Source organism: Pelodictyon luteolum DSM 273 (assembly GCF_000012485.1).
GTDB lineage: Bacteria > Bacteroidota > Chlorobiia > Chlorobiales > Chlorobiaceae > Chlorobium > Chlorobium luteolum.
Window position 1 is genome coordinate 94,396 of sequence record NC_007512.1, and the last position, 10,605, is coordinate 105,000.

At 58.3% G+C, this 10,605-nt stretch carries 12 protein-coding genes (1 of these 12 only partly in view); 11 read left to right on the top strand and 1 reads right to left on the bottom strand.

Annotation, left to right across the window (positions count from 1 at the left end):
- Positions 1 to 26 precede the first annotated feature (26 nt).
- From PLUT_RS00445 to PLUT_RS00455, 3 genes are all read left to right on the top strand, one after another.
- Complete coding sequence (locus tag PLUT_RS00445; RefSeq protein WP_011356855.1) at positions 27 to 1,358, top strand: ammonium transporter; 1,332 nt, start codon at positions 27 to 29, stop codon at positions 1,356 to 1,358.
- Between the two features lie 16 nt (positions 1,359 to 1,374).
- Positions 1,375 to 1,716, top strand: a complete 342-nt coding sequence (locus PLUT_RS00450) for a P-II family nitrogen regulator (protein ID WP_011356856.1) — start codon at positions 1,375 to 1,377, stop codon at positions 1,714 to 1,716.
- Positions 1,717 to 1,797: 81 nt separating this feature from the next.
- Entirely contained in the window at positions 1,798 to 2,709 is a 912-nt protein-coding gene (locus PLUT_RS00455) for a C1 family peptidase (protein WP_011356857.1), read from the top strand.
- A 6-nt stretch (positions 2,710 to 2,715) separates the two neighbouring features.
- On the opposite strand, the gene PLUT_RS00460 is transcribed toward PLUT_RS00455, so the two are convergent.
- Complete coding sequence (locus tag PLUT_RS00460) at positions 2,716 to 3,276, bottom strand: tetratricopeptide repeat protein (RefSeq protein ID WP_011356858.1); 561 nt, start codon at positions 3,274 to 3,276, stop codon at positions 2,716 to 2,718.
- Positions 3,277 to 3,501: 225 nt separating this feature from the next.
- Here PLUT_RS00460 and PLUT_RS00465 point away from each other — a divergent pair, with 225 nt between their 5' ends.
- From PLUT_RS00465 to PLUT_RS00500, 8 genes are all read left to right on the top strand, one after another.
- Entirely contained in the window at positions 3,502 to 4,269 is a 768-nt protein-coding gene (locus tag PLUT_RS00465; protein ID WP_011356859.1) for a segregation and condensation protein A, read from the top strand.
- Positions 4,262 to 5,536 carry a DUF1015 domain-containing protein gene (locus PLUT_RS00470; protein WP_011356860.1) on the top strand — a complete coding sequence of 425 codons (1,275 nt, stop codon included), beginning with the start codon at positions 4,262 to 4,264 and terminating at the stop codon, positions 5,534 to 5,536. Before PLUT_RS00465 ends, PLUT_RS00470 begins: the two co-directional genes overlap by 8 nt.
- 7 nt (positions 5,537 to 5,543) lie before the next feature.
- Positions 5,544 to 5,984: a tRNA (adenosine(37)-N6)-threonylcarbamoyltransferase complex ATPase subunit type 1 TsaE gene (gene tsaE, locus PLUT_RS00475; RefSeq protein ID WP_011356861.1), complete on the top strand. Its 441-nt coding sequence runs from the start codon at positions 5,544 to 5,546 to the stop codon at positions 5,982 to 5,984.
- Positions 5,981 to 6,685, top strand: coding sequence for a tRNA (adenosine(37)-N6)-threonylcarbamoyltransferase complex dimerization subunit type 1 TsaB (gene tsaB, locus PLUT_RS00480; protein WP_011356862.1), 705 nt, complete (start codon positions 5,981 to 5,983; stop codon positions 6,683 to 6,685). Before tsaE ends, tsaB begins: the two co-directional genes overlap by 4 nt.
- A 64-nt stretch (positions 6,686 to 6,749) precedes the next feature.
- Positions 6,750 to 7,145 carry a ribosome silencing factor gene (gene rsfS, locus PLUT_RS00485; protein WP_011356863.1) on the top strand — a complete coding sequence of 132 codons (396 nt, stop codon included), beginning with the start codon at positions 6,750 to 6,752 and terminating at the stop codon, positions 7,143 to 7,145.
- Between the two features lie 124 nt (positions 7,146 to 7,269).
- Positions 7,270 to 9,759, top strand: a complete 2,490-nt coding sequence (gene gyrA, locus PLUT_RS00490) for a DNA gyrase subunit A (protein ID WP_041463708.1) — start codon at positions 7,270 to 7,272, stop codon at positions 9,757 to 9,759.
- Positions 9,760 to 9,818: 59 nt separating this feature from the next.
- On the top strand, positions 9,819 to 10,046 hold the full coding sequence (locus PLUT_RS00495; RefSeq protein WP_041463709.1) for a CDGSH iron-sulfur domain-containing protein: 228 nt from the start codon (positions 9,819 to 9,821) through the stop codon (positions 10,044 to 10,046).
- 36 nt (positions 10,047 to 10,082) lie between these two features.
- Positions 10,083 to 10,605, top strand: the 5' portion of a protein-coding gene (locus PLUT_RS00500) for a CTP synthase (protein WP_011356866.1). Its footprint extends 1,271 nt past the window's final position; the window shows 523 of its 1,794 coding nt (coding positions 1-523); it begins with the start codon at positions 10,083 to 10,085; its stop codon lies beyond the right edge, outside the window.

Sequence of the window (10,605 nt, forward strand, 5' to 3'; positions counted from 1 at the left end):
GGTCAAATAAAACCTAAACGCCGGTTATGAGGAAAAGAATAGCAACGGCCATGTTGATGCTTCCCGTTCTGATGCAGGTATCCGCTACGGCCGCGGCCGCACCCGAAGTCTATACAGATTCGGGCACCACATCCTGGATGCTTACCTCCACTGCTCTTGTGTTGCTGATGATTCCCGGGCTCGCGATGTTCTACGGCGGCCTTGTACGCACGAAAAACGTGATCGGTACGATGATGCACAGCTTCGGTGCGATGGTCATCATCGGGGTGCTCTGGCCGATGGTAGGCTACGCCCTGAGTTTCGGTCCGGGAGTACTGGGCGGCTTTGTTGGCTGGGATTCGAAGTATTTCATGCTGCAGGGGATCGATGAGTCCATTCTGCCGTCGCACATTCCCGAATATGTCTTTGCCATGTTCCAGGGCAAGTTCGCCATCATCACCCCGGCCCTTATTGCCGGCGCATTCGCCGAACGGGTGAACTTTCGCGGCTACGCCCTCTTCATTGCGCTCTGGAGCATCATTGTCTACAGCCCCATATGCCACTGGGTATGGGCTTCTGACGGATTTCTCTTCAATCTTGGAGCGGCCGGAGCAATCGACTTTGCCGGCGGCACCGTTGTTCATATCTCTTCGGGTGTGACTGCGCTGGTTGCGGCGCTGTATCTCGGCAGCCGCCGGGGCTATCCCCGCAACGTGATGCATCCGAACAACCTGGTCATGACACTCACTGGCGCAGGACTGCTATGGGTCGGCTGGTTTGGTTTCAATGCCGGCAGCGCCATCGCCAGCGATCTTGCCACCGCCCGGGCCCTCACAGTCACGCAGGTGTCTGCAGCGGCAGGGGCGTTTACCTGGATGGTCATTGAAATGCTGCAGCACCGCAAGGCCACCAGCCTCGGCGTCGCCTCCGGTATTCTGGCCGGTCTTGTAGCCATAACGCCTGCGGCAGGCGTTGTGCAGCCTTCCGGGGCGTTCGCGCTTGGTGCTCTCGCCTCCATTGTATGTTATTGCGCGATCCTCATAAAAAACAAGATGGGATACGACGACAGTCTTGATGCGTTTGGCGTACACGGAGTCGGCGGCATCGTCGGTGCTCTTGCGCTCGTCTTCTTCATCCGTCCCGCCTGGATGGCTGATGCCGCCGAAAAGGCCGGCGGCAGCTGGACCGTGATGCAGCAGCTAGGGGTGCAGGCAACAGCCGTCGGCATCACCGTCGTCTATGCTGCGGTTGTGTCGCTTTTTCTTCTGGTGCTCATTGACAAGACCATTGGCATGCGCATCAGCGAAAACGACGAAATGTCGGGCCTTGACCACAGCATGCACGGCGAGCACGGATACGGGCTCATCAACCTCAACTGAATCAACCCTTCGATCAATGAAGCTGATTACCGCCATCATCAATCCCGACCGGCTTGACCACGTCCGCGAAGCGCTGATACAGGCGGACATCACCCGTATCACCGTCAGCCGGGTGACCGGCCATGGCCGTCAGGAGGATATTGACATCTACCGCGGCCAGAAGATCGCACCGAACCTCATTCCGAAAATCCGCCTTGACATAGCCGTCAACGATGAGTTCGTCGACGTCACCGTTGACACTATAATCAATTTCGCGAGCCATGACCCTGTGGCCATTGGCGACGGCAAGATCTTCATCACCCCACTGGAGGAGTGCATACGCATCCGGACCCGTGAGCGGGGTGGCAAGGCGGTGTAGTGCTGTTATTTGTGTAGTATGCCTACGGGCGTGCATGCACTGGCGTCTTTTCCTTCCCCAACCGCAAGAATGGAGGACGCCATGTACCCGAAGCAGCAGATGCTACCTGCAGCAGGTCACCCGAAACCGGTCGGTACCGGGTGGCTCCCCCCGATGCCCGACCTTCGCGACTACACCCCGTCCCATCCTGACATTGCCGGTATGGTCCGGAAGCTCGGCGTTGCAGAAGGCTCGGGCAATCTTCCTTCTTCCATGGACCTCAGGCAATGGTGCCCCCCGGTCGAAAACCAGGGCGGCATAGGCGCCTGTACGGCGCAGGCCGCGGCAGGTATGGTCGAGTACTACGAGCGCCGTGCGTTCGGCCGCCATATCGACTGCTCCCGTCTCTTCATCTACAAGACGACCCGTAATCTCATGGGTGTCGTGGGTGACGGCGGAGCCTGGCTGCGAAACACCATGGGTGCCCTTGCGCTGTGTGGTGCACCACCTGAAAAGTACTGGCCATACAGCGACAATGATACCGACTATGATCTCGAGCCAACGGCGTTCGTTTACGCTCTGGCCGACAACTTCGAGGCGCTTCGTTACTGCTGCCATGATCCCATGGGGGCGGGTATGGAGCCGGCGACGGTGCTTGGCGGAGTGAAGCGCTTTCTCAGCGCCGGGGTGCCCTCGGCTTTCGGGTTTTTCGGTTTCCCCTCGTTCGACGAGGGCGCCGCTCCGGGCGATATCCCGATGCCGTGCGCCGATGAACAGGCGGAGTGGGGGCATGCCGTGCTTGCCGTAGGGTATGACGACAGCCGTGAAGTTGGCAACAAGCGGTGCGGGACCGCTTCAAAGGGAGCTCTGCTCGTCAGAAACTCCTGGGGCAGGGAATGGGGGGAGGACGGATACGGATGGATCCCCTACGGGTATGTCACGCAGGGATTGGCGATGGATTTCTGGTCGCTCTTCAGCATGGGCTGGATCGATACCGGCCAGTTCGGCTCATGAGTTTCCCTACGACGGGCCGCCGGCCAGTGGCATCTCCCTCCAGCCTGGGCAGTAGGTGTTCAGCCAGGCTTCGGCGTTCAGGTCGCCGAGACGCGCGGCCTGCCGGAAATCCTCCTGTCGGCCGGGGAAGTCTCCGGTTTTGCTTCGGGCGATGGCCCGGTGGAAAAAGGCTGGAGCCATTTTTCCGTCGAGTGCAATGGCTTGTGAGAAATCCGCGGTGGCACCCGAGAAGTCGCCGGTCATGTTTTTGACGATTCCCCGGTTGTAGTACCCAACAGCCCTGAAGTTGGTCTCGCCGCAGTTGATGACCATGGAGTAGTCGCTGAGTGCCTGCTGGTATTTCTTTAGCTTCTGGTTGGCGGCTCCCCGCATCTGGTAGGCCATGGCGAAAGCCGGGTCGATTTCGATGGCTTTCGTGTAATGCTCCAGGGCGTTTTTAATGTCACCCTGAATCTGGCAGTCGAACCCGCGGTCAAACCAGTTGTTTGCGGACTCGGCTGCAGCTGGCGAGGCCAAGCCCATCGCCACGATAGCGGTCAAGGCGAGGGATAGCAGGATCTTCTTCATGGGATGCGGCCGTTGGTGTTTGCAGGGAACCACTCATGATCACGATTCGCCTGTACTGCGCGGCATCGTATACATTTTATCATAATATACAATGTCACGAATTGACCGGGAAATTTGAAACGGCCATATTTTTTGCCGGTGGTTCAGTTCTTTGCTTATGCTTGGGCATTTCTCCCCGCTTTTTCTATCTTGATCCAGTGAGTTTTCCAACGCACACCCGACCGTATGTTCAGGATCAGCCTTGAGGAATTTGAAGGTCCGCTCGACCTGCTCCTCTTCTTCATCAAGAGGGATGAACTGGACATCTACAATATCCCCATCTCCAAAATCACCAACGATTTCGTTACCCATATCCACGGGGCCAGAACCTTGAATCTCGAGGTGGCGGCGGAGTTCATTTACATGGCTTCGATGCTGATGAGCATCAAGGCGGCCATGCTCCTGCCCCGTCCTTCTATGGAGAATGGCGATACCGATGAATTCGATCCGCGAACCGAGCTGGTGCAGCGGCTGCTCGAGTACAAGCGCATCAAGGAGGCGAGCCTGCAGCTTGCGGAGATGGCCGAGGCTCGTCATGAACTCTTTGCACGCGGTTTCTTCGAGGAGTACGATCAGAATGTCGTGGACGAAATGGACGAACCGGTCAACCGGCCGACCATCTATCATCTCATCAAGGCCTACCGCTCGGTGCTCGACAACATGCCGAAGCCAATGACTCGAAATGTGATGGAGGCTCCGGTTACGGTGCATGAGCAGACAGAGCTGATTCTCCGGATGCTCGGCGAGCGGGTGCAGGTTTCGTTCACCTCTGTTCTTGAAGGCGTCACCCAGCGCATCATCCTCGTGGTGACATTCCTCGCCGTGCTGGAAATGTGCAAGAACCAACGCATCATGGTGCTGGTGAAAGAGGGGTACGACGACTTCTGGATCGCCAGAAGGAACGCTCCGCCCGAGATAGACAACAACCCTTTAGTCCTGTTCGCCGATGCCTGAAATCATGCCCTTTGCAGGACTGCTTTACAGCCCTGCCCTTCTGGAGGATGCCTCCAACCTGATCTGTCCCCCGTATGACGTCATCCCTCCCGCACTGCAGGATGAGCTCTATCAGCGATCCGAAGTGAACGCCGTGCGCCTGGAACTTCCAAAGGAGGCGGATCCATATGCGGCGGCCGCCGGGCGGATTGCTGAGTGGCTCCGGAGCGGAGCGCTCAGGGTTGATGACCGCCCGGCGCTTTACCCATACTTCCAGACCTTCACCGATCCCTCCGGCCGTGAGTTCACGCGCCGCGGTTTTTTTGCCGCCATGCGCCTCTCTGATTTTACGGAGAAAAAGGTGCTGCCGCATGAGAAGACCCTTTCCGGCCCGAAGGCGGACCGGCTTAACCTCTACCGAAGGACCCGTACGAACATCAGCCCGGTGTTCGGCATATACGCCGATGAGGCGGGCACTGCCGACCAGCTGATGAAAGAGTACGCGGAGGCCCACCAGCCGGTGCTCGATGCAATGCTGCAGGGGGTCAGGAACCGGATGTGGCGCATTGACGAGCCCGGGCTGCTCCAGCGCCTCCAGGGGTGCCTCTCGGAGCGTACGGTCTACATTGCCGATGGCCACCACCGCTATGAGACCGGTCTCAACTACCGCAATGAGCGTGCCGCCGCAAACCCCGGCCATGATGGAAGCGAACCCTACAACTTCATTCTGACCTATCTGGCCAACATGTACGATGAGGGGCTGGTGGTTTTTCCCATCCACCGCCTTCTTCACGGCATCGACGGGTTCGATGCCGCAGCCTTCACCCGGCGGCTCGGTGAGTATTTCACGGTGACGGAGCTCGGCGGGCGCGACGCGCTCGATGCATTTCTCGACGGTGAGCCCTCAAGTTACGCCTACGGGGTGGTACTGCCGGACAAAGTCCTTGGCATCGTGCTTGCCGGAGAACCCGACAGTGTCCTCGATTCTTCATGCCCCGATGCGCTCCGGCGTCTGGGGCTTGTAGTCCTGCACGATCTGGTGCTCGGACGGCTGCTCGGCATCGGGGCGGAGGCCTTGGCAGGTCAGAAAAATGTGGTATACCGCAAGGATGAGGACGAGGTGTTCCGTGCCGTAGGGGCGGGTGAAGCGCAGGCGGGATTCGTGGTGAAGCCGACCACCGTCAGGCAGGTGATTGACGTGTCGGAGGGCGGGGACGTCATGCCGCAGAAGTCGACATTTTTCTATCCGAAAATCATGACGGGGCTGGTGTTCCACTCTCTTGGATGAACCAGGTATGAACGACGTTTTCCGCTCCGCTTCCGCTGAAGAGACCCGGGCTGCCGGCCGGAGCTTTGCGGCAACATTGTCTGAGGGTGATGTGGTCTCCCTTTCCGGCGAGCTTGGTGCGGGCAAGACTGAGTTCATGCGCGGAGTGAGCGAGTATTTCTCCTGTTCGGAGCAGCTCTCAAGCCCCACCTTCCCCTTGATGAACGTCTATACGGGATCCGTTGGGGGCCGTGAGGCCACCCTGCACCATTTCGACCTCTACCGACTCGAGACGCCCGAAGAGCTTGAAGGAATCGGATTCGGCGAGTACCTCTCTTCGGCCTGGGCCTCGTTCGTTGAGTGGGCGGAGCGTTTCCCGGAGTATGAGGGATGCTACACGGTCAGGGTCTCTATTGCCTATGACGGCCCTTCGGGTCGTACCATCACCATCACCGGGAGGGGACGATGAACATCCTTGCTATCGAGTGTACCCACGGGGTACTCGGCATCGGCCTTCTGCACGGGGGTGCAGTCCGGGACATGCGCGGGGCTGCCTGGCAGAAGACGGCTGAAAGCATTGTGCCGCTTATCGACCGGATCATGATGGATGCGGGAGCCCTCCCCGGGTCGCTTGATGCGGTCGCGGTATCCTCCGGTCCGGGTTCCTTTACGGCTCTGCGAATCGGGATGTCGGTGGCCAAGGGCGTAGCCTGCGGGCTCGGTATTCCGGTTGTACCTGTTCCTACACTGCCGTCGATGGCGGCTTCCCTCCCGTCGGGATTCGGGGCGGAAGCGGTGATGGCGGTGGTCGAGTCGCGGAAAGGTGAATATTATTACAGCGTCTTCCGCACTGCCGATCTTGCCGCATTCAGGTGGGATGCTCCGGTAGAGCGTGGCGGTGCTGAGGCAGTGCTCGCTGAACTCGCCAGTCATCCACACGCAACGGCCGTCGTGGGGCGCCATCTCGAACCGCTTCAGGATGCGCTCCTGGCCGGTGGTGCGAGGGTTGTCGGCGCGGATTTCTTTACGGCGGCAGCTCTCTTTCCTATGGCAGGACGGCTGCTCTCGACAGGCGGTGGAGCGGACGCGGGGTCGGTGGTGCCGGACTATCATCAGGAGTTTGTGTCCGGAAGCACGCAGGTAGGGCCGGGCGGAGTTGGCGGGAAGTGAATGATTGCTATATTCCTGCCGTGCGGATTATGTACTGTCAACGGTTTGAACTGAACGGAGTGTTATGGGAGCCAAGAAAAAAGAAGTGACGGCGGCACCGAAAGGGGTGCGTGAAGTTGAAGTCGGCGAACTGCTCGCCCGCCGTGCGGCAGAGCTGACGCTGGAAAAGAAATGCGAAGAGGTCAAAATCCTCGACCTCAGGGCGTTGACCACAATGACGGATTTCTTCGTCATCGCCACCGCCGATTCCGACCGCAAGGCAAAGGCCGCGGCCGATCATGTGGTTGATGAACTCCGCCATGACGGCGAACGTCCCCTCAACGTTGAGGGTATGGAGACCATGCGCTGGATCCTGCTTGATTATGTTGATGTTGTCGTGCATATCTTTATGCCTGATGATCGTCGTTTTTATGATCTGGAATCCTTGTGGTCCGATGCGCCGGTCATAACGGTAAGCTGAATTTTCATTGTATGTTCTCTGTTTTTATCCTCATCAGCGAACCCGCTGAAATCGGTAATTATCGGGGAATTTTATACATTACCCTGTCGCAGTATCTATAGCCAATATCACTCCGGATTGCCCTATGCAGCGCCAAAGAATACTCCCTGTCACTATTGAGGAAGAAATGCGGGGGTCTTACCTCGATTATTCCATGTCGGTCATTGTCAGCCGCGCATTGCCCGATGTGCGCGACGGCTTGAAGCCGGTCCACAGGAGGGTGTTGTACGGTATGCATGAACTCGGCCTGCAGGCAGGCAAGCCGCACAAGAAATCGGCCCGCGTGGTCGGTGAAGTGCTCGGTAAGTTCCATCCCCACGGCGATACTGCTGTCTACGACAGTCTTGTACGCCTCGTTCAGGACTTTTCGCTCCGCTACCCGCTCATCGACGGCCAAGGCAACTTCGGTTCCATCGATGGCGACTCCCCTGCGGCTATGAGGTACACCGAGGTCCGAATGAAGCAGATTGCAGGCGAAATGCTCAAGGATCTCGACAAGGAGACCGTGGACTTCGCCCTGAACTTTGATGACTCCCTTGAGGAGCCGACCGTTCTTCCTTCTTCGATTCCGAACCTGCTCGTCAATGGCGCCTCCGGCATCGCCGTCGGCATGGCGACCAACATTCCGCCCCAGAACCTCCGCGAGGTGGTTGACGGCATGATTGCACTCATCGGGAACCCGGAGCTTGAAGTCTCGGATCTGATGAAGTTCGTTATCGCCCCTGACTTCCCGACGGCCGGCATTATCTACGGATACGAAGGGGTCCGTCAGGCATATCTTACCGGCCGGGGCAAGGTGGTGATCCGAGCAAGGGCTCTCATCGAGGTGACCCAGAAGAACGGCCGTGAGTCGATTGTGGTTACCGAGCTGCCCTACCAGGTCAACAAGGTTCGTCTTATTGAGAAGATTGTCGAACTCGTTCACGATAAGAAAATTGAGGGCATCGCTGATATTCGTGACGAATCCGACCGCGATGGCATGCGCCTTGTCATCGAGCTCAAACGCGATGCCGTTGCGAAGGTGGTGCTGAACAACCTGTACAAGCATACGCCGATGCAGGATACGTTCGGCGTCATCATGCTTGCCCTTGTCGATGGCGTGCCGCGGATTCTCAACCTCAAGGAGATGATGCAGTACTACATCAAGCACCGCAACGAGATCGTGCTTCGCCGCACGCGCTTTGACCTTGCGGCTGCCGAAAGGCGTGCACACATCCTCGAGGGTCTCAAGATCTGCCTCGACAACCTCGACGAAGTTATCACCACGATCCGCGAATCCCCCGATGCCAATACGGCTCAGGATCGTCTTATGGAGAGGTTCGCCCTGTCTGAGATTCAGGCGAAGGCAATCCTCGAAATGCGTCTCCAGCGCCTCACCGGCATGGAACGCCAGAAGATCGACGCTGAATATAAGGAAACCCTCGCCACCATCGACGAGCTCCGTCTCATCCTTCAGAGCCCCGAAAGGCAGATGGAAATCATCCGCACAGAGCTGCTCAAAGTAAAAGAGGTATACGGTGACGAACGCCGGACGGAAATCGTGCCCCAAGAGGGAGACTTCTCCATCGAGGACATGATCGCTCAGGAGGACGTGGTCATCACCGTCACCCACGATGGCTTCATCAAGCGCTTCCCGGTCTCCGGGTACCGCCGTCAGGCCCGCGGGGGCAAGGGGGTGACGGGAGCTCAGGCCAAGCATGACGACTTCATCGAACACATGTTCGTGGCCTCTACCCACAACTATATTCTCTTCTTTACCAATACCGGACGCTGCTACTGGCTTAAGGTCTATGAGATCCCCGAGGCAGGACGCGCTGCTAGAGGCAGGGCGCTGGCCAACATCATGGAGCTGCACCCGGACGAGAAGATCAAGGCCTACATCAACATCCGCAACTTCGATGAACCGGGCTATATCATCATGGCTACGGCCGACGGTATTGTCAAGAAGACGGCGCTCGAGGAGTTTTCGCGTCCCCGGCGCAACGGCATTGCCGCCATCACCATCGATGAGGGTGACGCGCTGCTCGATGCCCGCCTCACCGACGGAGACCATCAGGTGATTCTCGCCAAGAGTTCAGGTCTGGTTGTCCGCTTCCCGGAGGTGCAGGTCCGGCCGATGGGCAGGACCGCCATGGGCGTCAAGGGCATCACGCTCGATCGCGGAGAGAAGTGCATTGCCATGGTCACCACCAAGCGGACCGATACGGCTCTGCTTGCAGTGACCGACAACGGGTTCGGCAAGCGCAGCAGGGTTGAGGACTACCGCCTGACGAAGCGCGGGGCCAGGGGCGTCATCACCCTCAAGGCGCATGAGAAGATTGGCAGCCTGGTCGGCCTGCTTGATGTCAATGACGATGATGATCTGATCCTGATCACCACGCATGGCATCGTGAACCGCCAACACGTTTCCGACATCCGCATTACCGGCCGCAATACCTCGGGCGTGAAGCTTATCAGGCTTATGGCTGGTGACACGATCTCCGCGCTTGCACGGGTGCCGAAAAGCGACGAGGAGACTGATTCCGACGTCCTGCTTGAGGATCCCGACGGCCAGATGCCGCTTTCGTTCGAATGAGAACCGGGCGCAGGCGAAACCGACTGATCAACTGAACCGTTTTCCATACGGAGGTGCCAATGGAGAAGAAAGGACCATACATCATCACTGAACAGCCGGGCACGAAGTATTACTGCGCCTGCGGCATGTCAAAGACCCCTCCATACTGCGATGGTTCGCACAAGGGGACCGGCAAGCACCCCTCGAGGGTCGAGATCCTGGAGGAGAAGGAGGTCGCTGTGTGCAGCTGCTGCCGTTCAGCGGATTTTCCCTGGTGCGATGGATCCCACAACGCACCCGGCAACTGACTAATTCCACTACACCAATAAACGAGGGACAGCTTCATGGCTCGGCCGAAAAATGTGAAATATGTTTTTGTGACAGGCGGGGTCATCTCCTCGCTTGGCAAGGGAATCCTTTCCGCATCACTGGGCATGCTGCTCAAGTCCCGCGGACTCCGGGTGGCCATACAGAAATATGATCCCTACATCAACGTCGATCCCGGCACCATGTCGCCCTACCAGCACGGAGAGGTCTATGTGACCGACGACGGTGCTGAAACCGACCTCGACCTCGGCCACTACGAACGCTTCCTCGACGAGTCGACCTCCCAGGCGTCGAACCTTACCATGGGCCGGGTCTACAAGTCGGTCATCGACAAGGAGCGAAAGGGCGAGTACCTCGGTGGCACCGTTCAGGTCGTTCCGCACGTGATCGATGAAATCAAGGACAGACTTGCCGAACTGGCAAAGAAAGGCAATTACGATGTAATAATCACCGAGATCGGCGGCACCATCGGCGATATCGAATCGCTCCCGTTCCTTGAGGCTATGCGGCAGATGAAGCTCGACATGGGCGAGCGCAACC

Coding starts and splice junctions, on each gene's coding strand:
- tsaB (WP_011356862.1), top strand. CDS start 5,981: ATGAACATCCTTGCTATCGAGTGTACCCACGGGGTACTCGGCATCGGC.
- PLUT_RS00450 (WP_011356856.1), top strand. CDS start 1,375: ATGAAGCTGATTACCGCCATCATCAATCCCGACCGGCTTGACCACGTC.
- gyrA (WP_041463708.1), top strand. CDS start 7,270: ATGCAGCGCCAAAGAATACTCCCTGTCACTATTGAGGAAGAAATGCGG.
- PLUT_RS00465 (WP_011356859.1), top strand. CDS start 3,502: ATGTTCAGGATCAGCCTTGAGGAATTTGAAGGTCCGCTCGACCTGCTC.
- tsaE (WP_011356861.1), top strand. CDS start 5,544: ATGAACGACGTTTTCCGCTCCGCTTCCGCTGAAGAGACCCGGGCTGCC.
- PLUT_RS00445 (WP_011356855.1), top strand. CDS start 27: ATGAGGAAAAGAATAGCAACGGCCATGTTGATGCTTCCCGTTCTGATG.
- PLUT_RS00455 (WP_011356857.1), top strand. CDS start 1,798: ATGTACCCGAAGCAGCAGATGCTACCTGCAGCAGGTCACCCGAAACCG.
- PLUT_RS00495 (WP_041463709.1), top strand. CDS start 9,819: ATGGAGAAGAAAGGACCATACATCATCACTGAACAGCCGGGCACGAAG.
- rsfS (WP_011356863.1), top strand. CDS start 6,750: ATGGGAGCCAAGAAAAAAGAAGTGACGGCGGCACCGAAAGGGGTGCGT.
- PLUT_RS00460 (WP_011356858.1), bottom strand. CDS start 3,276: ATGAAGAAGATCCTGCTATCCCTCGCCTTGACCGCTATCGTGGCGATG.
- PLUT_RS00470 (WP_011356860.1), top strand. CDS start 4,262: ATGCCTGAAATCATGCCCTTTGCAGGACTGCTTTACAGCCCTGCCCTT.